The following is a 26029-nucleotide window of genomic DNA, read 5'->3' as shown; positions in this document are numbered from 1 at the left end:
GGTGATCGCGACACCACGTAGTCGCGTCGCTTTGGAGAGTGACGACCGCTCCGCTAGGTTCTGCTCGCCCGACCCGCCCCCGCCCCGGGGGCGGACCCCTGGAGCGCCTGGAGCGTCGTCGTGAGCAAAGCGCCGTACGAGACGTACGAGCCGTACGAGACGTACGAGCCGTACGAGACGTACGAGGATCCGTACGGTTCCGTCGGTTCCGTCGGTTCCGTCGGTTCCGGGGATGCTCACGGCTCCCGGGGGTACGAGCCGACCGTCGTCGCGCTCGACGCGCCGTGGTCCGAAGGCGCCGAGGCCCAGGCCTACGCGACCGCCACCGCTCGCACCGAGACGGCCCTGCCCCGCCAGAAGACCCAGGGCACCCGCCGCGCCGCCCGCCGCAAGAAGAGAGACCCGCGCCCCGACACCCTGCGCCGACTGGTCCCCCAGGCCCTGGTCGTCGCGTTCCTCGCCGGCGGCACCTCCGCGTTCGTCGCCAACGACAAGGGCGTCCACCTCAGCATCGACGGCCAGGAACGCACCCTGCACACCTTCGCCGACGACGTCACCGAGCTGCTCGCCGACGAGGGCGTCGACGTCGGCGACCACGACCTCGTCGCCCCCGCCCCGGGCGCCGCGCTCGCCGACGGGGACGAGGTCGCCGTCCGCTACGGGCGGCCCGTGCGGCTCACCCTCGACGGACAGCGCCGCGAGGTGTGGACGACCGCCCGCACCGTCTCCGGGGCGCTCAGCCAGCTCGGCGTGCGGGCCGAGGGTGCCTACGTCTCCACGTCCCGCTCCCAGACCATCGGACGGCACGGCCTCGAACTCGCCGTCCGCACCGAACGCGGCGTCACGATCATGGCCGACGGGCAGCGCCGCACCCTGCGCACCAACGCGGCGACCGTCGGCGAGGCCGTCGACGAGGCCGGGATCACCCTGCGCGGCCAGGACACCCTGTCCGTCGCCCGCGACAGCTTCCCGCGCGACGGACAGACGATCACGGTGATGCGGGTCACCGGCCACAAGGAGGTCCGCGAGGAGCCCGTCCCCTACGAGACCGAGCGCAGCCGCGACGACAGCCTCTTCGAGGGCACGGAGGTCGTCACCCGGGCCGGCGAGACCGGGCTGCGCCGGGTCACGTACGCGCTGCGCACCGTCAACGGGGTGCGGCAGAAACCGCGCCGGGTCGCCGACGAGCTGGTCCGGGCGCCGCGGGCCCAACTGGTCCGGGTCGGCACGAAGCCGCGGCCCGCGGAGGAGACGGGGTCCGGGTCCGGCTCCGGGCTGAACTGGGGGGCGCTGGCCCAGTGCGAGTCCGGGGGCCGACCCGGCGCGACCGACCCCAGCGGCACGTACGGCGGCCTCTACCAGTTCGACACCCGTACCTGGCAGAGCCTCGGCGGCTCGGGCCGGCCCCAGGACGCGTCCGCCTCCGAGCAGACCTACCGGGCGAAGAAGCTCTACGCCCGCCGTGGCGCCACCCCCTGGCCCCACTGCGGAGCCCGCCTCTGACCCTGGGCCCGGGCCCAGCCCTCCGGGGGTGACACCTGCCGCCCATGCCCCGCGCTTACGGGGCGGGGCCCAGCCCGGGGTGATGCTCGCCCCGGGCCTCCGGGCCTCCGGGCCTCCGGGCCTCCGGGCCTCCGGGCCTCCGGGCCTCCGGGCCTCCGGGCCTCCGGGCCCCCCGGGCCCCCCGGGCCTCCGGGCCCCCCGGGCCTCCGGGCCCCCCGGGCCTCCGGGCCCCCCGGGCCCCCGGCCCCACGACCGCCCGCGCTCCTCCACCCCGGCGCCTCCCGCGCCGGCCCCACGGGCTCCCATGGCTTCGGCCTCCTGGGCCTCATGGCCCCTGCATCACCGGGCGCCGATGGCCTCGGCCCCGCTCCCACCCACCCGCCCCCTCCGGGGGCGTTCGGCCCGGCGCCCGGCCTCGGGCACGTCGTTCTGGATTCGGGCAGTCTGCCGCCGGGGTGCGTGATGGGGCCGGCCTCGGCTGCGGGGCCGCCGCCGTAGGGGCTGACGCTCGTCGCCGACTGCTGCGCCGTCGTGGTTGCTCGCGCAGTTCCCCGCGCCCCTGAAGGGCACACTTCGTGCGCCCCCAGGGGCATGCCGGTCGTGCCCTGAGTCGGAGTCGCTGATCGGGTACGGCCCCGCGCCCTCTGAAGGTGCACTTCGTGCGTTCCCGGGGACCGCCGGTCGCGCCCCCGCGACGGAGTCGCTGATCGGGTACAGCCCCGCGTCCCTGAAGGCACACTTCGTGCGGCCCCGGGGGCAGTCTGCTGGGCGCCGGGCCGACGCCCCCGGAGGGGGCGGGCGGGTGGGAGCAGGGGGCAGGCCAAGGGCCGAAGTGCGGGCGCGGGCGGGTCCGGGCGTGATCCCGGGTGGGGCCGAAGTGCGGGCGCGGGCGGGTCCGGGCGTGATCCCGGGTGGGGCCGAAGTGCGGGCGCGGGCGGGTCCGGGCGTGATCCCGGGTGGGGCCGGAGTGGGGGCGCGGGCGGGGCCGGGCGGCAGCGGGCGTGAGGGCGGGCGGGACGGAGGTCAGGCGCGGCTACCCTTGAACGGTGAGCAGCACTGAGCCTCAAGGCCCCCTTTTCGGCGCCGCAGACATCCGCGAGCTGGCGGCGGTCCTCGGCGTCCGGCCCACCAAGCAGCGCGGTCAGAACTTCGTGATCGACGCCAACACGGTCCGCCGCATCGTCCGCACCGCGGAGGTCACCGAGGACGACGTCGTGGTCGAGGTCGGCCCCGGCCTGGGCTCGCTCACCCTCGCGCTCCTGGAGACCGCCCGCCACGTCACGGCCGTGGAGATCGACGACGTCCTCGCCGCCGCGCTGCCCGCGACCGTCGCGGCCCGCCTCCCGGCCAAGAAGGACGTCTTCGACCTGGTCAACATGGACGCGATGCAGGTCACCGCGCTCCCCGGCCCGCCCCCGACCGCGCTGGTCGCGAACCTCCCGTACAACGTCGCGGTACCGGTCCTGCTCCACATGCTCGCCGCGTTCCCGAGCATCGAGCGCACCCTCGTCATGGTCCAGGCCGAGGTCGCCGACCGCCTGGCCGCCAAGCCCGGCAACCGCGTCTACGGCGTCCCCTCCGTGAAGGCCAACTGGTACGCGGAGGTCAAGCGCGCCGGCTCCATCGGCCGCAACGTGTTCTGGCCCGCGCCCAACGTGGACAGCGGCCTCGTCTCCCTGGTCCGGCGCACCGAGCCCGTCGCGACCACGGCGACGAGGGAAGAGGTCTTCGCGGTCGTCGACGCCGCGTTCGCCCAGCGCCGCAAGACGCTGCGCGCCGCGCTCTCCGGCTGGGCCGGGTCCGCGGCCGCCGCCGAGGCCGCGCTCGTCGCCGCCGGGGTCTCGCCGCAGGCCCGGGGCGAGGCGCTCACCGTCGAGGAGTTCGCCCGGATCGCGGAGGCCAAGGGGGCCGCGCAGTGACCACCTCGGTGACCGTCCGCGTCCCCGCCAAGGTCAACGTCCAGCTCGCGGTGGGCCCCGCCCGCCCCGACGGCTTCCACGACCTCGCCAACGTCTTCCTGGCCGTCGGCCTCTACGACGAGGTCACGGTCACCGAGGCGGACGCCTTCTCCCTGACCTGCACGGGCCCGGGCTCCGACCAGGTCCCGCTGGACCGTACGAACCTGGCCGCCCGCGCCGCGTTCGCGCTCGCCGAGCGGCACGGTCTGCCCGACCCCGCGATCCACATCCACATCGCCAAGGACATCCCCGTCGCGGGCGGCATGGCGGGCGGCTCCGCCGACGCGGCGGGCGCCCTGCTCGCCTGCGACGCCCTCTGGGGCACGAACGCCTCCCGCGCCGAACTCCTCGACATCTGCGCCGAGCTGGGCAGCGACGTGCCGTTCAGCCTCGTGGGCGGGGCGGCGCTCGGCACGGGACGCGGTGAGCGGCTCGAACCGCTCGACGTGGGCGGGGCGTTCTGGTGGGTGTTCGCCGTCGCGGACGGCGGGCTCTCGACGCCGGCCGTGTACGGGGAGTTCGACCGGCTCAGCCCGGACGCGCCCGAACCCGTCGCGTCGCCCGCGCTCCTGGAGGCGCTGCGTACCGGTGACGTCGCGGCGCTCGCCGCCTCCGTCACCAACGACCTGCAGCCCGCCGCGCTGTCCCTCTTCCCGAGCCTGAAGTCCACGCTCGACGCGGGGCGCGGGGCCGGAGCTCTGGCCGCGCTGGTCTCCGGGTCGGGGCCGACCACGGCGTTCCTCGCGGCGGACGAGGCGGCGGCGTCGGAGATCGCCGCGGCGCTCGTCGCGTCCGGCACGTGCCGCGCGGCCCGGCCGGCCTGCTCCCCGGCGCAGGGCGCCGTACTCATCTCCAGTTGAGTACGTCACCCCTGCCGGGGTGATCGCCGGCGCGGGACGCTACCGGCATGACGCGAACCCGTCCCCGCCGCCGACGTCTCCGCCGCGCTGTCGTCCCCCTCGGCGCGGTGGCCCTGGTCGGCCTGCACACGACGATGGTCCTGCGCGGCCACCCGCTCCCGCCGCCGAACCTCGGCGGCCCGGGCCGCCTGGTCCGCCCCCGCGAGATCACTCCGTTGGTACGTCGGCGAGTGCGGGTCCGTCGTGGCTGGTCGCGCCCCGCGGCGGAGCCGCAGATCGACACAGCCCCGCGCCCCTGATGAGGCTGCGCCTCATCGGGGAAATGCGACCCGAAGGGTCTGCATTTCAGGGGCGCGGGGAACTGCGCGAGAAGCCCCACCGGCCGCAGCCGTGAGACAGCCCGCACCGCCCACGGCGAAAACGCACCCCCGACCCCGACTACGCTGGATGGTCGGCCCAAGGAGCGGAGCGCAATGGCAGTCAATCTGGTCAACGTCGAGAACGTCACGAAGGTCTACGGCACCCGTGCCCTCCTCGACGGCGTCTCCCTCGGCGTGCAGGAAGGCGACCGGATCGGCGTCGTGGGGCGGAACGGCGACGGCAAGACCACCCTGATCCGGATGCTCGCCAAGCTGGAGGAGGCCGACACCGGCCGCGTCACGCACAGCGGCGGCCTCCACCTCGGCGTGCTGACCCAGCACGACTCGCTGGACCCGAAGGCGACCGTCCGCCACGAGGTGATCGGCGACCTCGCCGACCACGAGTGGGCGGGCAGCGCCAAGATCCGCGACGTGCTGACCGGCCTGTTCGGCGGCCTGGACCTGCCCGGCTTCCCGCAGGGCCTGGACACGGTCATCGGCCCGCTCTCCGGCGGCGAGCGCCGCCGTATCGCGCTCGCCAAGCTCCTCATCGCCGAGCAGGACCTGATCGTCCTCGACGAGCCGACCAACCACCTCGACGTCGAGGGCATCTCCTGGCTGGCCGAGCATCTGCGGGCCCGCCGCTCCGCCCTCGTCTGCGTCACCCACGACCGCTGGTTCCTGGACCAGGTCTGCACCCGCATGTGGGACGTGCAGCGCGGTGACGTCTACGAGTACGAGGGCGGCTACTCGGACTACGTGTTCGCCCGCGCCGAGCGCGAGCGGATCGCCGCGACCGAGGAGGCCAAGCGGCAGAACCTGGTCCGCAAGGAGCTGGCCTGGCTGCGCCGCGGCGCCCCGGCCCGTACCTCCAAGCCCCGCTTCCGCGTCGAGGCGGCCAACGAGCTGATCGCGGACGTGCCCGAGCCCCGCGACAAGAGCGAACTGATGAAGTTCGCGAACGCCCGGCTCGGCAAGACCGTCTTCGACCTCGAGGACGTCACCGTGCAGGCCGGCCCGAAGACCCTGCTCAAGCACCTGACCTGGCAGCTCGGCCCCGGCGACCGCGTCGGCCTGGTCGGGGTGAACGGCGCGGGCAAGACCTCCCTGCTGCGCGCCCTCGCGGACGCCGCCACGACCGGCGGCGAGACCCAGCCGGCCGCCGGAAAGGTCATCGTCGGCAAGACCGTACGGCTCGCCTACCTGTCCCAGGACGTGACCGAGCTGCCCCCCACGCTCCGCGTCCTGGAGGCCGTGCAGCAGATCCGCGACCGCGTGGACCTGGGCAAGGGCCGCGAGATGACGGCCGGCCAGCTGTGCGAGCAGTTCGGCTTCTCGAAGGAGAAGCAGTGGACGCCCGTCGGCGACCTGTCCGGTGGTGAGCGCCGCCGGCTCCAGCTGCTGCGCCTGCTGATGGACGAGCCGAACGTCCTGTTCCTCGACGAGCCGACGAACGACCTGGACATCGAGACCCTCACGCAGCTGGAGGACCTCCTCGACGGCTGGCCCGGCTCGATGATCGTGATCTCCCACGACCGGTTCTTCGTCGAGCGCACCACGGACAACACGTTCGCGCTGCTCGGCGACGGCGCCCTGCGGATGCTGCCGCGCGGCATCGACGAGTACCTGGAGCGCCGCCGGCGGATGATCGAGGCCGCCACCCCGACGCCCGCGCCCGCCCCGGCCCAGGACCCGGCCGGCAAGGCCCCCTCCGCGGCCGACGCCCGCGCCGCGAAGAAGGAGCTCCAGAAGATCGAACGGCAGCTGGACAAGATCTCCGAGAAGGAGACCAAGCTGCACGCGAGGATCGCCGAGAACGCGACGGACTTCGCGAAGGTCGCCGAGCTGGACGCGGAGCTGCGCGCCCTGTCCGGCGAGCGGGACGAGTTGGAGATGCGCTGGCTGGAACTCGCCGAGGACGCGTGAAGACGATCGGCAGATTTTCTGAAGGTCCGGGAAGAACGGGCGAAGCCGCGTAACGGACACATCACGGGCCGGTGCTCCCTTGGGAACAGGCGAGCGACCGGCCCCTGTGCGGGGCGCCCCGAGTGATAGAAAGGGCGGCTGAGGGGGGCCCGAGGGCACCCCGCGACCGACCTGAGAACGTCCGGGGAAACCAGCCAGGCGTGCCAGTACATCAGCAGAAACGGGGGGAGCGCTGATGACTCAGCCGCCCAACCAGCCGCCCGCCGGCGGCTTCGGAGCACCGCAGGATCCGCAGGGGCAGACGCCGCCCCCGCCCACGGGTCCGCCGCAGACGCCCCCGCCGGCGCAGCCCGGTTACGGCTACCCGCAGCAGCCTCAGCCCGGTTACGGTTACCCCCAGCAGCAGCAGCCCGGCCCGTACGGCGCCCCGCCCCAGCAGCCGGGCCCGTACGGCCAGCCGCCGCAGCAGCCCGGCCCGTACGCGCAGCAGCCCGGCCCCTACGGCCAGCAGCCCCAGTACGGCTACCCGCCCCAGCAGCAGCCCGGCGCCCCCGTCCCGCCGAACGGCGGCGGCATCAAGGGCAAGACCTGGGTGATCGCGGCGGCCGCGCTGGCCCTCGTGGTCGTCGCGGGCGGCGTCGTGTTCGCCGTCGTCGGCGGTGACGACGACACCACGGACAACAAGAAGGAGCCCTCGGCCAAGGGTAAGGACCCCAAGGCCTCCGCCTCCGCCCCGGTCAACCCGGGCGACGGCCAGGGCGACGGGCACTCCGGCGACGAGGACCTCAACGAGGGCCGCCAGGACGGCGAGGCCAAGGTCCTCTGGTACAAGACGGCGCCCAAGGTGCCCGGCGACGGCGCCGACGCCCCCGGCATGTGGATCACCGACAAGGTCGCGGTCAAGGCCGCGTACAAGGAGGTCCTGGCCTACAACGTCGACGACGGCAAGATCAGCTGGCCCGCCGTCTCCTTCCCGCAGAAGATCTGCGCGGTCACCAAGACGCCCTCCGACGCGGGCAAGATCGTCGTCGCGTACAAGAGCGGCACGTCCTCGCGCGCCAAGTGCAACCAGGTGCAGGAGATCGACCTGGCCACCGGCGCGAAGGGCTGGGCGGCGAAGATCCCCGAGCGGGAGAACGACGACGACTTCTTCGACGGCACCGGCTCCGAGATCGGCCTGAACTACGCGGGCGACACCCTCATGGTCGGCCGCCAGATGTCCGGCCTCGCCCTGAGCGCCAAGGACGGCAAGCGGAAGTTCGCCGTCGAGCAGTACGGCGACGACTGCTTCCCCAAGGCCTACACCGGCAACAGCAAGAAGCTGCTCACGGTGGCCTCCTGCGGCGCCGGCGGCGACAAGGCCCACGAGGAGCTGCGCCAGCTGAACCCGCAGACCGGCAAGGCCCTGTGGACGAAGAAGTTCCCCAAGGACTGGCAGATCGCGAACGTCTACTCGGTCAGCCCGCTCGTCGTCTACAGCACCAACGACGACGACAAGAAGTACAACATCGCCTCCTTCAAGGAGAACAGCGCGAGCGTGCAGGCCGAGGTCGGCGTCGACGGTCTCGACACCAAGTGCGGCAACTCGTTCTCCTTCCTCAACCGCGACCTGAACGGCTGCGCCGGCGCCGTCACGGACGCGAGCACCCTCTACATGCCCACGCAGGGCAAGGCGGGCGGTGCCAACGAGGTCGTGGCGATCAGCCTGACCAGCGGCAAGGAGCGCTGGCGCGTGAAGTCGCCGGAGGACCAGTCGCTGCTGCCCGTCACCGTGGACAACGGCGCCGTGGTCACGTACATGGAGGCGTCCTACGGCGGTGACGCGGGCCGCGTCCTGTCGATCCCGGTCAACGGTTCGCACACGCCGAAGACGCTGCTGCAGAACCCGGCGGGCACGGCCGCGATCGAGAGCGGCTTCTACTCGAAGGACGTCGCGTACGCCGACGGCCGCTTCTTCCTCTCCGCCACCAACCTGTCCGGCAGCGCCAAGGGCCAGCAGAAGCTCATGCTGGCCTACGGCGACTGACGTCGCGCACTCCTGAACCGTCCCCTCACGTAAGGCATCCCGAGGTACCCACGCCATGACGCAGCCGCCGCCCCAGCCTCCGAACGATCCCCAGCAGCCGCCGCAGGTGCCGCTCGGCAAGAACCCCGAGCCCCAGGACGCACCGGCCGCACCGGCCGCGCCCCCCACCCCGCCCGCGGGCGGTTTCGGCGCGCCCACGCCGCCCCCGGCCGGCGGTTTCGGCGCCCCGACGCCGCCCCCGCCGCAGGGCGGTCCCGGCTACGGCTACCCGCAGGCGCCGCAGGGCGCCCCGCAGACCCCGCCCCCGCCGGCCGCCCCGCCGCAGGGCGCCCCGGGCTACGGCTACCCGGCCCAGCAGCAGCCGCCGACCCCGGCGTACGGCCAGGAGCAGTACGGCCAGCAGCAGTACGGGCAGCAGCCGTACGGCCAGCCCCAGCCGGGCCAGCAGCAGTACGGCTACCCGCAGCCGGCCACCGCGCCGATGGCGCCGGTCAACGGCGGCGGCAACGGCGGCGGCAAGTCCGTCTCGCCGGTCGTCTGGATCGTCACGGCGGCCGTCGTGGTCATCGCCCTGATCGTCGGCGGCGGCATCATCTACGCCGGTTCGTCCGACGACGGCAAGAGCGACACGACCGCCGGCGGTGAGAAGGGCGGCGAGGGCACGAGCGGCAAGGGCGGTGGCGGCGGCGGCTTCGGCGGCGCCGGCGAGGAGAAGGTCCCGGGCAACACCTCGGCCCAGATCGCCTTCCAGCTGCCCGCGCCGAAGGTCGCCAAGGACAACGTCGACAGCGTCATGGGCTCCTGGCTCACCGACAAGACGTACGCCAAGGCGGGCGTGAACGAGATCGTCGGCTACGACCCGGCGAACGGCAAGGAGCAGTGGACGCTGCCGCTGTCCGGCCAGACCTGCGGGTTCACCCCGACCGTCACCAAGGACGCGCTCGCCGCGGTCGTCGCCGAGGACGCCAAGCGTCCCAAGGACGGCATGCACAAGACCTGCTCCCAGGTGACGCTGTTCAACGTCAACACCGGTGAGAAGGTCTGGACGACGAGCATCGGCTCGGGCGAGCAGGCCGTCCCGTTCGAGGAGCTCTCCTTCGTCGGCGACACCCTGGCGGCCGGCGGCGGCCTGCGCGGCGGCGCCGCGTTCGACGTGAAGACCGGCAAGCCGCTGTGGAAGCCGCAGCAGGGCAGCTGCGAGGACGTCGGCTACGCGGGCGGCGCCCAGCTCGTCGCGGTCCGCAAGTGCGGCGACTTCGACAACGAGAAGTACGAGGTCCAGCTCCTGGACCCGAAGTCCGGCCAGCCGAAGTGGTCGTACAAGCTCGCCACCGGCGTCGACAACGCCAAGATCCTCTCCACCGACCCGGTCGTCATCGGCGTCGGCGCGGGTGACAACTCGGCGGGCACCGTCTCCGACATCTTCTCGATGGACGCGAACGGCAAGCTCATCACGAAGATCGCCATCGACGACGAGAAGTACGACTTCGACTGCGAGGTCGGCAAGATCGACGGCTGCAAGAAGATCGTCGTCGGCAACGGCCGCGTCTACCTCTCCACCCGGCAGCACGACGCGGGCGGCGACATCGGTCAGACCAACGAGATCGTGTCGTACGACCTGAAGACCGGCAAGACGACGGCCGACCGGGCCGACGGCGGCGAGTACGAGATCTTCCCGATGCGCATGGACGGCGGCAACATCCTGGCGTTCAAGCGCGGCCCGTACGACAAGGGCAGCGAGGTCGTCACGATCGAGCCCAAGGCCATGAAGCAGACGACGCTCCTGGTCGCCCCGAACACGGAGCCGGTCAAGAACGCGATCAGCGCCATGGTCCCGGGCAGCACCAGCAGCGAGCTGCTCTACTCCAACGGACGCCTGTACTTCGGCAAGGGCCTGATCAGCAAGCCCTACTCCGCGGACGAGAAGCAGTACACGGCCGTCGGCTTCGTCGCCAACGGCTGACCCCGCTCCAGGGCCGGCGGCCCCGCTCCCCACCCGGGGGCGGGGCCGCCGCTTTTTGCGCCCGAGTCCGCCCGAGTGCGCGCATCGTCCCTGAAAGAACGGGATTTCAGCATTCCGGGCCGCTTCTCGCCGGTAGGGGGCGCGCGACGTCGAACAAGCGTGTAGCTTCCGGGAGATGAAGACGGGCGGGGAGTCGGGGGGCTCGGTCGTCCGTGGGGGGCCCGTGCGACCGACGCGGAGCGCGGGGCGAACTGGGGGGTTGGCTCGATGGGTGTGCGGCTCATGGTGGTCGACGACCACCGTCTGCTCGCCGAGGCGCTGGCCTCGGCCCTGAAGCTGCGGGGGCACCGGGTCCTGGCCGCGGCCGCGCCCGCGGCGGGCGCCGCCGACCTGGTCGTCTCCCGCGCGCCCGAGGTCTGTCTGTACGGCACCGGAACCCCGGCCGAGCCCGGCATCTTCGACCCGATCGTGCGGATCAAGCGGGAACGCCCGCAGGTCGCCGTGGTGGTCCTCGGCCCGGTGCCCTCGCCGCGCGGCATCGCCGCGGCGTTCGCGGCCGGCGCCTCCGGCTACGTACGCCACGACGAGCGGATCGAAGGGGTCGAGCGGGCGCTGATGAAGGCGCGGTCGGGGGAGGCGGCGGTCGCTCCGGCGCTGTTGCAGGGCGCGTTCGGGGAGCTGCTCAACCCGGCGGCGCAGCCCGACGACGAGGGGCAGCGGCTGCTCCAACTCCTCACGCCGCGCGAGGTGGAGGTCCTGGTGCGGGTCGCCGAGGGTGAGGACACGCGGCTGATCGCGGCCGGGATGGGCATCGCGCCGAGCACCGCGCGCACCCATGTGCAGCGGGTGCTGATGAAGTTGGGTGTCGGCTCGCGCCTGGAGGCGGCGGCGCTCGCGGCCCGCACGGGGCTGCTCGACCGGGCGGGTCCGGTGCCCGCGCCGCGTGAGGCGGTGACGGAGCTTCCCTCCGACCCCGCTCCTGGGCTATAGTCGATCTTGCGCCGGTCGCCGCAACTAGCGAAGCCCGGCAGTGCGTTGGTGGTCCAAGGAAAGACGCCCCACTTCCTGTGGGGAGATGCAGGTGCAAGGCCTGCCCGGCGCTCCACTTCACGAAGCCCCGTCCCGCTCACGCGGGGCGGGGCTTCGTCGTGTTCCCTACGCGGCGGGGGAGTCCGTCTCGTCCGGGGTGGGCGGAGCCGTCGGGCGCAGCTTCAGCCAGACCAGGAAGAACAGGCCGAGCGCGAGCATGCCCAGGCCGGTCCACAGGTTGATGTTGATGCCCTCGGCCTTCTTCAGGTCGGCGTCGGACGCGGTGATCCCGGCGATGGTGACGATCACGCCGTAGAGGGCGAACAGGCCGCCGATGATGCGCCGGATGTCGAAGAGCCGGGCCGCGGTCGCCGACTTGCGCTCCAACTCGGAGACTTCGTTCTGGAGTTCGGACATGGGGGGTCGAGCCTCCGATCAGAGGGAGTAGGGGAGGTAGCAGAGCGCGGCGAGGACGATGGCGCCCCAGCCGAGCAGGGCCGGCTTGCGGTACCAGGCGTCGTCGCCCTCGGCGGGCGGCTCCTCCAGGCCGGGCGCGGTCGTGCCGTAGACGAGTCCCGCGAGCTCCGCCTCGGGCTTGGGCGCGGTGAAGAGCGTGACCAGGACCATGACGACCGCGCCGGCGACGAAGCCGACGATCGCGGACACGAAGTTGGCGCCCTGGTCGGTGGGGATGTCGATGACGCCCTGCTTGTAGATCCAGAAGTAGTTGACCATCGCGGCCGTGGTGCCCGCGAGCAGGCCCCAGACGCCGGACTTCATGGAGGCGCGCTTCCAGAACATGCCGATGATGAAGACGACGAACATCGGGACGTTGAAGAAGGAGAAGAGCGTCTGGAGGTAGCCCATGATGTTCGAGAACGACGAGGCGATGAACGCGGTGCCGATCGAGGCGAGGACGCCGACCGCGGTGATGAGCCGGCCGAACTTCAGGTAGTGGGCGTCGGGCTTTCCGGGCTTCATGTACTTGGCCCAGATGTCGTAGGTGAACACGGTGTTGAAGGACGACACGTTGGCCGCCATGCCGGCCATGAACGCGGCGAGCAGACCGGTGACCGCGATGCCGAGGACGCCGTTGGGCAGCAGCTCCTGCATCAGGTACGGGATCGCGTCGTTGTAGGTGAGGTCCGAGCCGGCCGCGCCGATCTTGGGGACCAGGACCGCGGCGATCAGGCCGGGGATCATCACGAGGAAGACGATGAACATCTTCGGGAACGCGGCGATCAGCGGGGTGCGCTGGGCGGCGGAGAGGTTCTTCGCGGACAGGGCGCGCTGCACCTCGGCGAAGTTCGTCGTCCAGTAGCCGAAGGAGAGGACGAAGCCGAGACCGAGGATGATCGTCAGCCAGTTGGCGCCGAGCGGGTTCGGGTCGCCGATGCCGGTGCCGCCCCAGGCGGACAGGAAGTTGTCGCCGTGCTGCGCCTTCAGGGAGTCCGTCATGCCGCCCCAGCCGCCGACGCGCTTGAGGCCGATGACGCAGATCGGGATGAGGGCCGCCAGGATCACGAAGAACTGGAGGACCTCGTTGTAGATGGCCGAGGAGAGGCCGCCGATCGTGATGTACGCGAGCACGAACAGACCCGCGACCACGATGGCCACCCACTGCGGCCAGCCGAGGAGCGCCTCGACGACGATCGACAGGGCGTAGAGGTTCACGCCCGCGATGAGTATCGCCGCGAAGGCGAACAGGACCGAGCTGAGCAGGTGGGCCGACCTGTCGAAGCGCTGGAGCAGGAACTCCGGGACCGAGCGGACCTTCGAGCGGTAGTAGAAGGGCATCATCACGAGGCCCAGGAAGACCATGGCCGGGATCGCGCCGATCCAGTACCAGTGGACGACGGCGACGCCGTACTGCGCGCCGGTCGCGGCCATGCCGAGGATCTCGGTCGCGCCCAGGTTGGCGGCGACGAAGGCGAGGCCGGTGACCCAGGCGGGCAGGGAGCGCCCCGAGAGGAAGAAGTCGAGGCTCGTCTTCACGGAGCGGCGGGCGGCGAAGCCGATGCCCAGGACGACGACGAAGTAGATCGCGAGGATCGCGTAGTCGAGGCCGTTGGTGGGCAGCCGGAGCCCTGCGGCCAGGGTCGTGGTGGCTGTTGGTGTGGGGGCATGCATGAGCGGAACGTACGTCCGCACCCGAAAGAAGTGAACAGTTCTGGTGATGTTCTTTGTTGGATTGTGATTGATAGCGCTTACTGTGCGCCCTTGGTGGGGACCGTGACCAGCCGTCACCCGTCGTTACCCTTGACGCACTCTCCGGCTCATGGTTTGTTATGTTTGATTCTGTTGAGTTGGTGTGGTGAGGAGTATCGGCCGTGAAGAAGACGTCGACCCGGCTCGCCGACGGGCGCGAGCTCATCTACTACGACGTCCGCGACGACGTCGTACGGGACGCGGTCGACCGGCGCCCCCTGGAGCGCACCGTCACGACCTCCGAGATCCGCCGCGACCCGCTGCTCGGCGACCGTGTCGCCATCGCCTCGCACCGCCAGGCCCGCACCTACCACCCGCCGGCCGATGAATGCCCCCTGTGCCCCTCCGAGGGTGAGCGGCTCTCCGAGATCCCCGACTCCTCCTACGACGTCGTGGTCTTCGAGAACCGCTTCCCCTCCCTCGCCGGCGACTCCGGCCGCTGCGAGGTCGTCTGCTTCACCTCGGACCATGACACGTCCTTCGCCGACCTCACCGAGGAACAGGCCGGGCTCGTCCTCGACGCCTGGACCGACCGCACAGCGGAGCTCTCCCACCTCGACTCCGTCGAACAGGTCTTCTGCTTCGAGAACCGCGGCGCCGAGATCGGCGTCACCCTCGGCCACCCGCACGGCCAGATCTACGCCTACCCCTTCACCACCCCGCGCACCGCGCTCATGCTCCGCTCGCTCGCCGAGCACAAGGAGCAGACCGGCGGCCGCAACCTCTTCGCCGACGTCGTCGACCGGGAGCGGGCCGACGGCACGCGGATCGTCCTGGAGGGCGAGCACTGGGTGGCCTTCGTGCCCTACGCCGCGCACTGGCCCTACGAGGTGCACCTCTACCCCAAGCGCCGGGTCCCCGACCTGCTCGCGCTCCACGACGCGGCACGCACAGAGTTCCCCCAGGTCTATCTGGAACTGTTGAAGCGCTTCGACCGGATCTTCGGCGAGGGTGAACCGCCGACGCCGTACATCGCCGCCTGGCACCAGGCCCCGTTCGGCACGCTGGAGGAGTTCGACGGCGTCACGCGGGACGACTTCGCGCTGCACCTCGAGCTTTTCACCGTCCGCCGCACTTCCGGCAAGCTGAAATTCCTCGCGGGTTCCGAATCCGGCATGAGTGTGTTCATCAACGACGTGCCGCCGGAGGCCGCGGCAGAGCGACTGCGAGAGGTAGCGAGCAAGTGATGGGCAAGACCGAACCCCAGAAGTCCGCTCCCAAGAAGTACCTGGTCACGGGCGGAGCCGGCTACGTCGGCAGCGTCGTCGCGCAGCACCTCCTGGAAGCCGGCCACGAGGTCACCGTCCTCGACAACCTCTCCACCGGCTTCCGCGAGGGCGTCCCCGCCGGCGCCACGTTCGTCGAGGGCGACATCCGCGACGCCGCCAAGTGGCTGGACCCCTCCTACGACGCGGTCCTGCACTTCGCCGCGTTCTCCCAGGTCGGCGAGTCCGTCGCGAAGCCCGAGAAGTACTGGGCGAACAACGTCGGCGGCACCATGGAGCTGCTCGCCGCGATGCGCGGCGCCGGCGTGCGCACCCTCGTCTTCTCCTCCACCGCCGCGACCTACGGCGAGCCGGTGAACACCCCCATCACCGAGACCGACCCGACCGCCCCCACCTCCCCCTACGGCGCCACCAAGCTCGCCGTCGACCACATGATCAGCGGCGAGGCGCACGCCCACGGGCTCGCCGCCGTCTCCCTGCGCTACTTCAACGTCGCGGGCGCCTACGGCGACTGCGGCGAGCGGCACGACCCCGAGTCGCACCTCATCCCCCTCGTCCTCCAGGTCGCCCAGGGCCGCCGCGAAGCCATCTCGATCTACGGCGACGACTACCCGACTCCTGACGGCACCTGCGTCCGCGACTACATCCACGTCGCCGACCTCGCCGAGGCCCACCTCCTCGCCGTCGGCGCCGCCCGCCCCGGCGAACACCTCATCTGCAACCTCGGCAACGGCAACGGCTTCTCCGTCCGCGAGGTCGTCGAGACCGTCCGCCAGGTCACCGGGCACCCGATCCCCGAGGTCGTCGCCCCGCGCCGCGGCGGCGACCCGGCCGTCCTCGTCGCCTCCGCGCGGACCGCGCGCGAACGCCTCGGCTGGAACCCGACCCGCGCGGACCTCGCGGGAATCGTCGCCGACGCCTGGGAGTTCACCCAGGCCCGCCAGGAAGGCCAGGGCCTCTAGGCATGACCGTTGCCGCGCAGTTCAGCGATCTGTACGGGTACGAGCCGGACGGGGTGTGGGCGGCGCCCGGCCGCGTCAACCTCATCGGCGAGTACACCGACTTCAACGAGGGCTTCGTCATGCCGCTCGCGCTGCCGCACACCGCGGTCGCCGCGGTGGCCCGGCGTGAGGACGGCGTACTGCGCCTGCACTCCGCCGACCTCGATGCCCCGATCGCCGAACTGCGCGTCGACGCACTGGAGCCGCTCTCCAAGTACGGGCAGGGCGGCTGGGCCGCGTACCCGGCGGGCGTCGTCTGGGCGCTGCGCGACGCCGGCCACGCGATCACCGGCGCGGACGTCCACCTGGCGTCCACGGTCCCCACCGGCGCGGGTCTGTCCTCCTCGGCGGCCCTGGAGGTCGTCACCGCGTACGCGCTGAACGACCTCTTCGGACTCGGCCTGAGCGGACCCGAGCTCGCCGTGCTCGCCCAGCGCGCCGAGAACGTCTTCGTCGGCGTCCCGTGCGGCGTCATGGACCAGATGGCCTCGGCCTGCGCCGTCGAGGGGCACGCCCTGCACCTCGACTGCCGCGACCTGTCCGTCCGTCAGGTCCCCTTCGACCTGGCCGCGCAGGGCCTGCGGCTCCTCGTCGTCGACACGCGCGTCAAGCACGAACTGGGCGACGGGGCGTACGCGGAGCGGCGGGCCGGCTGCGAGGAGGGCGCCCGCCTCCTCGGCGTCACCCACCTGCGGGACGTGCCGTACGCGGACCTCGACAACGCGCTGGCCCGCATCGAGCGGTCCGGCGCGGACGAGAAGGTCGTCCGCTACGTCCGCCACATCGTCTCCGACGACCACCGTGTCGAACAGGTCATCGGCCTCCTCGACGCCGGGGAGCCCCGCGCGATCGGCCCCGTCCTCTACGACGGCCACCGCTCGCTCCGCGACGACCTGCGCATCTCCTGCCCCGAGCTGGACCTCGTCGTCGACACGGCCCGCTCCGCCGGGGCGGTCGGGGCGCGGATGACCGGCGGCGGCTTCGGCGGCTCGGCGATCGTCCTGGTGGAGGCGGCGGACGCGGACGCGGTCACGAAGTCGCTCCTCACGGCCTTCGAGACCGCGGGCTTCACCCCACCCCGCGTCTTTCCGGCGACCCCCTCGGCGGGAGCCCGCCGACTGTCCGTCAGGTGAGCCGTTTGGTGAGGGTGAACTCCTTGATGCCGGGCGGGTAGTCGGGGACGACGGCGACGACCTCGTAGCCGTGCTGGCGATAGAAGCCCGGCGCCTGGAAGTCCCAGGTCTCCACGCGGGAGTTGGTGCAGGCGTGCTGGTCGCGGGCGATGTGTTCGGCCTGGGCCAGGAGGCGGGAGCCGAGGCCGGCGCCGCGGTGGTGGTCGGCGACCCAGAGCAGGTTCACGTGGAGCCAGGTCGCCCAGGTGTGGGCGTCCAGGCCACCCGCCAGCTCGCCCGCCGCGTCGAACGCCCAGACCTGCAAAGGGGTCTCGCGCTCGGCCGGGGTGCCGCGCAGGTCGCGCAGCGCGGGGGACGACGCCGTGTTGGTGTCGCGGAGCGCCGCGCGGAGCAGAAGGCGGCGCTCTTTGTCGACTTCTGTCTCAATGCGAAACATGCGTCTCACCATAAACGCGCGAGACGGTCGCCCGCCGGTCGAGCCGCCTCAGTTCTGTGAATCGCCTTCCCCTCCGGGCCGTCGGCCCTACTCTGAAGGGCAGTACCGGTGGGGGCCGGTGCTGATCAGGGGGCGAGACAGCCAGGTACGACGCCTGGAGTGGGGGTGGCAGTTCGGCACGGCGGCGGCCGTGCGGCTGCGGTGACCCGTACTCCGGGCGCCGTACCTGCGTTGGTCCGTCCCCCGACCAGTGGGGGTAATTCAGTGGTTCGCATACGGGTTCTGGTCGTCGACGACCACCGCATCTTCGCCGAGTCGCTCGCCGCCGCGCTGGCCGCCGAGCCCGACGTCGAGGTGGCGGCCGCGGGCAGTGGGCCCGCCGCGCTGCGCTGCCTGGAGCGGGCGGCCGGCGAAGGGCGCAGGTTCGACGTGATGCTCGTCGACGCGGACCTGGGGACGGCGGCAGCCGAGGGCCTGCGCCCGCCCGCCGCCGTGCCGGACGGGGCCGCGCAGGACGGGCTCGTCGACGGCATCTCGCTGGTGGCCGGGGTCCGTTCGGGCCGGCCGGCCGTCCGTACGGTGGTGCTCGCCGAGCGGGACGATCCGCGGCGGGCCGCGCTCGCGCTCCAGGCCGGCGCGTCCGGCTGGGTCGCCAAGGACTGCTCCCTGTCGCGGCTGCTCACCGTCATCCGGGGCGTGCTGCGGGACGAGACGCATCTGCCGCCGGCGCTGCTCACGGGGGTGCTGCGCGAGCTGACCGCGGCGCGCAAGCACCGTACGGAGTCGGAGCAGTTGGTGGAGTCGCTGACGCCGCGGGAGCGGGAGGTTCTGCGGTGCATGGTCGCGGGCCTCGGTCGCAAGGCCGTCGCCGAGCGGCTGTTCCTGTCGCCGCACACCGTGCGGACCCATATGCAGAACGTGCTGGGGAAGCTCGGGGTGCATTCGACGCTGGCGGCGGTCGCGCTGGCGCGGCGGGCGGGGGTCGGGCCCGCCGATCTGGAGGCGGCCAGCTGAGGTGCGGGGATGGTTGTCGGGCGGGTGCGGCTGGGTGGGGGCTGGTCGCGCAGTTCCCCGCGCCCCTGGAAGGCATGCGGCTTCGCCGCGCCTTCCCCAGATGAAAGGCGCCCCGCACCTGGATCGGGGAAATGCGGCGCGTAGCGCCTGCATTTCAGGGGGGCGGGGAACTGCGCGACCAGCCCCCACCGGACCCGCGGACGAACGCGATGAGAGGAACAAGCGTGGAGCTCAAGATCCGGCCCAGGTCGCGCGCCGGGTGGACCATGGCCGTGTTCGGGGTGCTGGCCGCCGGTATGGGGATCGTGGGGCTCGCGGCGCCGGACGCGCTGATCGATGTCATGGGATTCGCCGCGGCGCCCGACGGAGGGCGGACCGACGGTGACCACACGCTGGTCTTCCTGACCGCGTCCTCGATGGCGGCGCTCAACATGGGCGTCTACTACGTCCTCGCGGCGGCCAGCGACTGGACGGCCTTCTTCCGTTGGACGGTCCCGTTCAGGCTGCTGACCTGCACCGTCTTCACGCTCGCGGTCCTCGGTGACCGGGCGCCCACGGGATTCGTCGGGGTGGGCCTGTGGGAGGGCGCAGGCGCGCTGGCGACAGCGGTCGCGCTGCGTGCGGACAGGCGCCGGGCCGCCGGGGAGCCCCGCGCGGCCACCGTGCCCGCCTGACTAGCCGGGGATGTTGTCGAAGGGGGCCGTCAGCTGGCGGAGCAGCGAGGCCAGTTCGCCCCGCTCCCGGCCCGAGAGCTGGACCAGGATCGCCCGCTCCTGCTCCAGCAGGCCCGCGAGGGCCTGGTCCGCCCGGTCGCGGCCCTCTTCCGTGAGCCGTACGAGGACCCCGCGCCGGTCGCTGGGGTCGGGCAGTCGCTCGACGAGGCCCTTCTTGGCGAGGCGGTCGATCCGGTTCGTCATCGTGCCGGAGGTGACCAGGGTCTGGGTCAGCAACTGGCCCGGAGAGAGCTGGTACGGGGAGCCCGCGCGGCGCAGCGACGTCAGGACGTCGAACTCCCAGGGCTCGAGCTGATGCTCGGAGAACGCGATGCGACGGGCGCGGTCGAGATGGCGCGCCAGTCTGCTGACCCGACTGAGCACCTCGAGGGGCTCCACGTCGAGGTCAGGGCGCTCTCGGCGCCACGCTGCGACCAGACGGTCGACCTCGTCCTCCATGACGATCAGTGTAGAGGGTGTGTCGACATGAAGTCTCTTGATATCGATTATCTTGACGTCGAGATAGTTTGGGGGTCACCCTGGACGTATGACGACGCCGCAGACACCCACTTGGGACCCCCAGCAGTACCTCCGCCATGCCGACCACCGCGGCCGCCCCTTCATGGACCTGCTCGCCCGCGTCCCCGAGCCGCCGCGCAGCCCCGCCCGCGTCGCCGACCTGGGCTGCGGCCCCGGCAACATGACGGCGCTGCTCGCCGAACGCTGGCCCACCGCGCACATCACCGGGTACGACAACTCGCCCGAGATGCTGGAGAAGGCCCGCGCCCACGCGAGCGGCCGGCTCGACTTCGCGCACGCGGACGCCGCCCGCTGGGCGCCCTCGGAGACGTACGACCTGATCCTGTCGAACGCGACCCTGCAATGGGTCCCCGGGCACGTCGACTCCTTCCCGCGCTGGGTGGAGGCGCTGGCGCCGGGCGGCACGTTCGCCTTCCAGGTGCCGGGCAACTTCGACGCGCCCAGCCACGTCCTGATGCGCGAGCTCGCCGGGTCCGCGCGCTGGAAGGACCGGCTCGGCGACGTCCTGCGGCACGGGGACGCGGTGCACACCCCGGCCGCGTACCTGGAGCGGCTCGCCGGGCTCGGCTGTGCGGTCGACGCCTGGGAGACCACGTATCTGCACCTGCTGGAGGGGGCCGACCCGGTGCTCGACTGGGTCAAGGGGACCGGGCTGCGACCCGTGCTCACCGCTCTCGCCGGCGATCCCGAGGCGCGGGACGCGTTCGTGGGGGAGTACGCGCGGTTGCTCCGTTCGGCGTACCCGGGGACGGAGCACGGCACGGTGTTCCCGTTCCGGCGGGTCTTCGTCGTGGCGGTGAAGGCGTGATCGCGGGGCTGGACCATGTGCAGCTCGCGGCGCCTGTGGGGAGCGAGGAGCTGTTGCGGGGGTTCTACGGGGAGGTCCTCGGGATGACCGAGATCGCCAAGCCGGCGGTGCTGGCCGCGCGGGGCGGGTGCTGGTTCTCGGCCGGGGCCGTGCAGTTGCATCTCGGGGTCGAGGAGGATTTCCGGCCCGCGCGGAAGGCTCATCCCGGGATTCTGGTGCGGGGGATCGAGGCGTTCGGGGAGCGGCTGGCCGGGTTCGGGGTCGACGTCACCTGGGACGCGGCGCTCCCCGGGTACCGCCGCTTCTATGCCCTTGACCCCGTCGGGAACCGGCTGGAGTTCCTGGAGCCTGAGCGTCTGCCGAGCTGAGGTCGCGTCGGCGGGTGCGCCCCGGTGGCGGCTGGTCGCGCCCCGCGGCGGAGCCGCTAGTAGACACAGCCCCGCGCCCCTGAAGGCGAACGGCTTCGCCGTTCAGCCTTCATCGGGGAGATGCCACCCGAAGGGTGTGCATCTCAGGGGCGCGGGGAACTGCGCGACCAGCCACGACGAGAGCCGCGGACAAACGATCAGCTCTTCCGGTGGCCTATCAGGCGCGGCTTCGGCTCCAGGCCGTCCAAGCCGTGCCACGCCAGATTGACCAGGTGAGCGGCAACTTCCGCCTTCTTCGGCTTGCGGGCGTCCAGCCACCACTGCCCCGTCAGCGCGACCATCCCGACCAGCGCCTGCGCGTACAGCGGCGCGAGCTTCGGATCGAAGCCGCGGGTCTTGAACTCGCGGCCCAGAATGTCCTCGACCTGCGTGGCGATGTCGGAGATCAGCGACGCGAACGAGCCCGTGGACTGCGGGATGGGGGAGTCGCGGACCAGGATGCGGAAACCGTCCGTGTACTCCTCGATGTAGTCGAGGAGGGCGAAGGCGGCCTGCTCGCACAGCTCACGCGGGTGCCCGGCCGTCAGCGAGCTCGTCACCATGTCGAGGAGCTGCCGCATCTCGCGGTCCACGACCACCGCGTACAGCCCCTCCTTGCCGCCGAAGTGCTCGTACACCACCGGCTTGGAGACCCCGGCCTTCGCCGCGATCTCCTCGACCGACGTGCCCTCGAACCCCTTGGCCGCGAAGACCGTCCGCCCGATCTCGAGCAGCTGCTGACGCCGCTCGGCCCCCGTCATCCGCGTCCGGCGCGCCCGCCGCGGCTTCTCGGGCCGGTCGCTGCTCGCATTGCTCGGGGTGCTGGAGTCGGTCGCCACCACCCCATCATGCCTGTCTCCGGTCACGCCGCGTCGGCCGCCTGCGGCTTGCGACGGGCGGCGATCCGCTCCTTCGACGGCCAGCGCACGTCGCTCGCCCAGCCCAGCTGCTCGAACCAGCGGATCAGCCGCGCGGACGAGTCGATCTGCCCGCGCATCACCCCGTGCCGGGCCGAGGTCGGGTCCGCGTGGTGCAGGTTGTGCCAGGACTCGCCGCAGGACAGCACGGCCAGCCACCACACGTTGCCCGAGCGGTCACGGGACTTGAAGGGACGCTTGCCGACCGCGTGGCAGATCGAGTTGATCGACCAGGTCACGTGGTGCAGCAGCGCCACCCGGACCAGCGAACCCCAGAAGAACCCGGTGAAAGCGCCCCACCACGACATCGTCACCAGACCGCCGATCAGCGCCGGCAGGCTCAGCGACAGCAGCGTCCACGCCACGAACTGCCGGGAGATCGCCCGGATGGCCGGATCCTTGATCAGATCGGGCGCGTACTTCTCCTGCGAGGTCTGCTCCTCGTCGAACATCCAGCCGATGTGCGCCCACCACAGGCCCTTCATCAGGGCCGGGACCGTGTCCCCGTAGCGCCACGGCGAATGCGGGTCGCCGTCCGCGTCGGAGAACTTGTGGTGCTTGCGGTGATCGGCCACCCAGCGGACCAGCGGGCCCTCCACGGCCATCGAACCCGCGACGGCCAGCGCGATGCGCAGCGGGCGCTTCGCCTTGAAGGAGCCGTGCGTGAAGTAGCGGTGGAAGCCGATCGTGATGCCGTGGCAGCCCAGGTAGTAGAAGAAGACGAGCAGGCTCAGATCGAGCCAGCTCACGCCCCAGCCCCAGGCCAGCGGCACGGCCGCGAGGACGGCGAGGAAGGGCACGATGATGAAGAGGAGCAAAGTGATCTGTTCGAGCGAGCGTTTCTGCTCGCCGCCCAGCGTCGCCGAGGGTGTCGTGGCGGACGACGCGCCGGACGGTCCCCGCGGTGCGTCTTCCATCACATCGGAGCGTGTGGCCATGGGAGTCCCCTGTGGGTCGAGGGTAGGGAGGGTTGAACGGGCCTGAGACGGGTCAGGAGATCCACGGAGATCCGCGGACATGCTTGCCTACGGTTCCGTAACCTACGGCGTCGTAAGTATGGCAGCGCGGTGTCCGGCGGCAAGGCCGTGTCGCGAGGCGCGACCCGCAGGCCCCGGGCCGTGCCGCCCAGGCAGGCACATATCCTTGGAAACGGTCGGACAGCGCGGTCCGCTCTGAATCTCCACCCGGGACTCATACCCGGTTCCGGGACTCTCCCCTCCAGATGAGCTTCACCACTGCAAGGAGCCGCACCTGTGAGCAGTGCCGATCAGACCGCTTCGACGAGCACCAGCCCCGAACTGCGTGCCGACATCCGCCGCCTGGGTGACCTGCTGGGCGAGACGCTCGTCCGCCAGGAAGGGCCCGAGCTCCTCGAGCTGGTCGAGAAGGTCCGCCGCCTGACGCGCGAGGACGGCGAGGCCGCTGCCGAGCTGCTGCGCGGCACCGAGCTGGAGACCGCCGCCAAGCTCGTCCGCGCCTTCTCCACCTACTTCCACCTGGCCAACGTGACCGAGCAGGTCCACCGCGGCCGCGAGCTGCGCGCCAAGCGCGCCGCCGAGGGCGGACTCCTCGCCCGCACCGCCGACCGGCTCAAGGACGCCGACCCGGACCACCTGCGTGACACCGTCCGCAACCTGAACGTCCGGCCCGTCTTCACGGCCCACCCCACCGAGGCCGCCCGCCGCTCCGTCCTCGGCAAGCTCCGCCGCATCGCCGAGCTCCTCGAGACGCCGGTCCTGGAGACCGACCGCCGCCGCTACGACACCCGCCTCGCCGAGAACATCGACCTGGTGTGGCAGACCGACGAGCTGCGCGTCGTACGCCCCGAGGTGACCGACGAGTCGCGCAACGCGATCTACTACCTCGACGAACTCCACGCCGGAGCCGTCGGCGACGTCCTCGAGGACCTCACCGCCGAGCTCGAGCGCGTCGGCCTCACCCTCCCCGAGGACACCCGGCCGCTCACCTTCGGCACCTGGATCGGCGGCGACCGCGACGGCAACCCGAACGTGACCCCGCAGGTCACCTGGGACGTCCTGATCCTCCAGCACGAGCACGGCATCAACGACGCCCTCGACATGATCGACGAGCTGCGCGGCTTCCTGTCGAACTCCATCCGCTACACGGGCGCCACCGAGGAACTGCTCACCTCGCTCCACACCGACCTCGAACTGCTGCCCGAGATCAGCCCCCGCTACAAGCGGCTCAACGCCGAGGAGCCCTACCGGCTCAAGGCCACCGCGATCCGCCAGAAGCTCGAGAACACCAAGACGCGCCTCGCCAGGAACACCCCGCACGAGGAAGGCCGCGACTACCTCGGCACCACCGAGCTCCTCGCCGACCTCACCCTCATCCAGACCTCCCTGCGCGAGCACCGCGGCGGCCTCTTCGCCGAAGGCCGCATGAACCGCACGATCCGCACCCTCGCCGCCTTCGGTCTGCAGCTCGCCACCATGGACGTCCGCGAGCACGCCGACGCCCACCACCACGCCCTCGGTCAGCTCTTCGACCGCCTCGGCGAGGAGTCCTGGCGCTACGCCGACATGCCCCGTGACTACCGCGGCAAGCTGCTCGCCAAGGAACTCAGGTCGCGCAGGCCGCTGGCCCCCACCCCGGCGCCCCTCGACGCCGCCGGCGAGAAGACCCTCGGCGTCTTCCACACCGTGAAGAAGGCCCTGGAGGTCTTCGGACCCGAGGTCATCGAGTCCTACATCATCTCGATGTGCCAGGGCGCCGACGACGTGTTCGCCGCCGCCGTCCTCGCCCGCGAGGCCGGACTCATCGACCTCCACGCCGGCTGGGCCAAGATCGGCATCGTGCCCCTCCTCGAGACGACGGACGAGCTCAAGGCCGCCGACACGATCCTCGAGGACATGCTCGCCGACCCGTCCTACCGCCGCCTCGTCGCGCTCAACGGCGACGTCCAGGAGGTCATGCTCGGGTACTCCGACTCCTCCAAGTTCGGCGGCATCACCACCTCGCAGTGGGAGATCCACCGAGCCCAGCGCCGCCTGCGCGACGTAGCCCACCGCTACGGGGTGCGCCTGCGCCTCTTCCACGGCCGCGGCGGCACCGTCGGCCGCGGCGGCGGCCCCTCGCACGACGCGATCCTCGCCCAGCCCTGGGGCACCCTCGAGGGCGAGATCAAGGTCACCGAACAGGGCGAGGTCATCTCCGACAAGTACCTCGTGCCGTCCCTGGCCCGAGAGAACCTCGAACTGACCGTCGCCGCCACCCTCCAGGCCTCCGCCCTGCACACCGCCCCGCGCCAGTCCGACGAGGCCCTCGCCCGCTGGGACGCCGCGATGGACCTCGTCTCCGACGCCGCCCACGCCGCGTACCGCAAGCTCGTCGAGGACCCGGACCTGCCGACGTACTTCGTCGCCTCCACCCCCGTCGACCAGCTCGCCGACCTGCACCTCGGCTCGCGGCCCTCCCGCCGCCCCGGCTCCGGCGTCTCCCTCGACGGCCTGCGCGCCATCCCGTGGGTCTTCGGCTGGACCCAGTCCCGGCAGATCGTCCCCGGCTGGTACGGCGTCGGCTCCGGCCTCAAGGCCCTGCGCGAGGCCGGACTGGACACGGTCCTCGAAGAGATGCACCAGAAGTGGCACTTCTTCCGCAACTTCGTCTCCAACGTCGAGATGACGCTCGCCAAGACCGACCTGCGGATCGCCCGCCACTACGTCGAGACGCTCGTCCCCGAGAACCTGCGGCACGTCTTCACCGAGATCGAGGCCGAGCACGCCCTCACCGTCCAGGAGATCCTCCGCGTCACCGGCGAGAAGGAACTCCTCGACGCCGAGCCCGTCCTCAAGCAGACCTTCGACATCCGCGACGCCTACCTGGACCCGATCTCCTACCTCCAGGTCGCCCTGCTCAAGCGCCAGCGCGACGACGCCGCCGCCGGCCAGGAACCGGACCCGACACTGGCCCGCGCCCTCCTGCTCACCGTCAACGGAGTCGCCGCCGGCCTGCGCAACACCGGCTGACCCCGAAGGACCT

At 71.8% G+C, this 26029-nt stretch carries 22 protein-coding genes; 16 read left to right on the top strand and 6 right to left on the bottom strand.

The features are described from left to right. Positions 1 to 120: 120 nt before the first annotated feature. From ACIBTU_RS25510 to ACIBTU_RS25475, 8 genes are all read left to right on the top strand, one after another. Positions 121 to 1503 carry a ubiquitin-like domain-containing protein gene (locus ACIBTU_RS25510; protein WP_399128743.1) on the top strand — a complete coding sequence of 461 codons (1383 nt, stop codon included), beginning with the start codon at positions 121 to 123 and terminating at the stop codon, positions 1501 to 1503. 1046 nt (positions 1504 to 2549) lie between these two features. Then, complete coding sequence (rsmA, locus tag ACIBTU_RS25505; protein WP_399128742.1) at positions 2550 to 3422, top strand: 16S rRNA (adenine(1518)-N(6)/adenine(1519)-N(6))-dimethyltransferase RsmA; 873 nt, start codon at positions 2550 to 2552, stop codon at positions 3420 to 3422. Beyond that, complete coding sequence (locus ACIBTU_RS25500) at positions 3419 to 4321, top strand: 4-(cytidine 5'-diphospho)-2-C-methyl-D-erythritol kinase (RefSeq protein WP_399128741.1); 903 nt, start codon at positions 3419 to 3421, stop codon at positions 4319 to 4321. The genes rsmA and ACIBTU_RS25500 overlap by 4 nt, the downstream gene beginning before the upstream one ends. 47 nt (positions 4322 to 4368) lie before the next feature. After that, a complete protein-coding gene (locus tag ACIBTU_RS25495) occupies positions 4369 to 4620 on the top strand; it encodes a hypothetical protein (protein WP_399128740.1) in 252 nt (83 codons plus the stop codon). 174 nt (positions 4621 to 4794) lie between these two features. Then, complete coding sequence (locus ACIBTU_RS25490; RefSeq protein WP_399128739.1) at positions 4795 to 6606, top strand: ABC-F family ATP-binding cassette domain-containing protein; 1812 nt, start codon at positions 4795 to 4797, stop codon at positions 6604 to 6606. A gap of 235 nt (positions 6607 to 6841) precedes the next feature. Further along, complete coding sequence (locus tag ACIBTU_RS25485) at positions 6842 to 8632, top strand: PQQ-binding-like beta-propeller repeat protein (RefSeq protein WP_399128738.1); 1791 nt, start codon at positions 6842 to 6844, stop codon at positions 8630 to 8632. Positions 8633 to 8687: 55 nt separating this feature from the next. Continuing rightward, positions 8688 to 10595 carry a PQQ-binding-like beta-propeller repeat protein gene (locus tag ACIBTU_RS25480; protein WP_399128737.1) on the top strand — a complete coding sequence of 636 codons (1908 nt, stop codon included), beginning with the start codon at positions 8688 to 8690 and terminating at the stop codon, positions 10593 to 10595. A 267-nt stretch (positions 10596 to 10862) separates the two neighbouring features. Next, a complete protein-coding gene (locus ACIBTU_RS25475) occupies positions 10863 to 11585 on the top strand; it encodes a LuxR C-terminal-related transcriptional regulator (protein WP_399128736.1) in 723 nt (240 codons plus the stop codon). A 165-nt stretch (positions 11586 to 11750) separates the two neighbouring features. Here ACIBTU_RS25475 and ACIBTU_RS25470 read toward each other — a convergent pair whose 3' ends face one another. Together ACIBTU_RS25470 and ACIBTU_RS25465 are read right to left on the bottom strand one after the other, a co-directional pair. Beyond that, positions 11751 to 12041, bottom strand: coding sequence for a hypothetical protein (locus ACIBTU_RS25470; RefSeq protein ID WP_399128734.1), 291 nt, complete (start codon positions 12039 to 12041; stop codon positions 11751 to 11753). Between the two features lie 18 nt (positions 12042 to 12059). Further along, positions 12060 to 13754, bottom strand: a complete 1695-nt coding sequence (locus ACIBTU_RS25465; RefSeq protein ID WP_399128733.1) for a sodium:solute symporter family protein — start codon at positions 13752 to 13754, stop codon at positions 12060 to 12062. 200 nt (positions 13755 to 13954) lie between these two features. On the opposite strand from ACIBTU_RS25465, the gene galT reads away from it, so the two are divergent. Genes galT through galK form a run of 3 tightly spaced genes read left to right on the top strand, consistent with a single transcriptional unit; the run spans position 13955 to position 17192 of the window. Beyond that, positions 13955 to 15019, top strand: coding sequence for a galactose-1-phosphate uridylyltransferase (gene galT / locus ACIBTU_RS25460; RefSeq protein WP_399128732.1), 1065 nt, complete (start codon positions 13955 to 13957; stop codon positions 15017 to 15019). Next, positions 15019 to 16020: a UDP-glucose 4-epimerase GalE gene (gene galE / locus ACIBTU_RS25455; protein ID WP_399128731.1), complete on the top strand. Its 1002-nt coding sequence runs from the start codon at positions 15019 to 15021 to the stop codon at positions 16018 to 16020. The genes galT and galE overlap by 1 nt, the downstream gene beginning before the upstream one ends. Before the next feature lie 2 nt (positions 16021 to 16022). Beyond that, positions 16023 to 17192, top strand: a complete 1170-nt coding sequence (galK, locus tag ACIBTU_RS25450) for a galactokinase (RefSeq protein ID WP_399128729.1) — start codon at positions 16023 to 16025, stop codon at positions 17190 to 17192. On the opposite strand, the gene ACIBTU_RS25445 is transcribed toward galK, so the two are convergent. Further along, the gene (locus tag ACIBTU_RS25445) at positions 17185 to 17628 is read right to left on the bottom strand and encodes a GNAT family N-acetyltransferase (RefSeq protein ID WP_399128728.1); all 444 of its coding nucleotides are present in this window, start codon (positions 17626 to 17628) and stop codon (positions 17185 to 17187) included. The two genes, galK and ACIBTU_RS25445, sit on opposite strands and share 8 nt — an antisense overlap. A gap of 264 nt (positions 17629 to 17892) precedes the next feature. Between ACIBTU_RS25445 and ACIBTU_RS25440 the strand changes: the two genes are divergently transcribed. Together ACIBTU_RS25440 and ACIBTU_RS25435 are read left to right on the top strand one after the other, a co-directional pair. Next, positions 17893 to 18642: a LuxR C-terminal-related transcriptional regulator gene (locus ACIBTU_RS25440; protein ID WP_399128727.1), complete on the top strand. Its 750-nt coding sequence runs from the start codon at positions 17893 to 17895 to the stop codon at positions 18640 to 18642. Positions 18643 to 18851: 209 nt separating this feature from the next. Continuing rightward, entirely contained in the window at positions 18852 to 19316 is a 465-nt protein-coding gene (locus ACIBTU_RS25435; RefSeq protein ID WP_399128726.1) for a hypothetical protein, read from the top strand. Here the strand turns inward: ACIBTU_RS25435 and ACIBTU_RS25430 are convergent, their stop codons facing one another. Next, on the bottom strand, positions 19317 to 19814 hold the full coding sequence (locus ACIBTU_RS25430; RefSeq protein WP_188338445.1) for a MarR family winged helix-turn-helix transcriptional regulator: 498 nt from the start codon (positions 19812 to 19814) through the stop codon (positions 19317 to 19319). An 88-nt stretch (positions 19815 to 19902) separates the two neighbouring features. On the opposite strand from ACIBTU_RS25430, the gene ACIBTU_RS25425 reads away from it, so the two are divergent. Next, a complete protein-coding gene (locus tag ACIBTU_RS25425) occupies positions 19903 to 20703 on the top strand; it encodes a trans-aconitate 2-methyltransferase (RefSeq protein WP_399128725.1) in 801 nt (266 codons plus the stop codon). Then, a complete protein-coding gene (locus ACIBTU_RS25420; protein ID WP_399128723.1) occupies positions 20700 to 21071 on the top strand; it encodes a glyoxalase in 372 nt (123 codons plus the stop codon). The genes ACIBTU_RS25425 and ACIBTU_RS25420 overlap by 4 nt, the downstream gene beginning before the upstream one ends. 197 nt (positions 21072 to 21268) lie before the next feature. Here the strand turns inward: ACIBTU_RS25420 and ACIBTU_RS25415 are convergent, their stop codons facing one another. Beyond that, positions 21269 to 21949 (bottom strand): TetR family transcriptional regulator, encoded by a 681-nt coding sequence (locus ACIBTU_RS25415; protein WP_399128722.1) that lies wholly within the window; start codon positions 21947 to 21949, stop codon positions 21269 to 21271. A 23-nt stretch (positions 21950 to 21972) separates the two neighbouring features. Continuing rightward, complete coding sequence (locus tag ACIBTU_RS25410) at positions 21973 to 22965, bottom strand: acyl-CoA desaturase (RefSeq protein ID WP_399128721.1); 993 nt, start codon at positions 22963 to 22965, stop codon at positions 21973 to 21975. A 315-nt stretch (positions 22966 to 23280) separates the two neighbouring features. Between ACIBTU_RS25410 and ppc the strand changes: the two genes are divergently transcribed. Next, a complete protein-coding gene (ppc, locus tag ACIBTU_RS25405; protein WP_399128720.1) occupies positions 23281 to 26016 on the top strand; it encodes a phosphoenolpyruvate carboxylase in 2736 nt (911 codons plus the stop codon). The last annotated feature ends 13 nt before the right edge of the window (positions 26017 to 26029 follow it).

The sequence above is a fragment of the Streptomyces sp. NPDC050145 genome (genome assembly GCF_044460245.1).
Taxonomy (GTDB): Bacteria; Actinomycetota; Actinomycetes; order Streptomycetales; family Streptomycetaceae; genus Streptomyces.
This window is presented reverse-complemented; position numbering and strand designations above follow the sequence as displayed.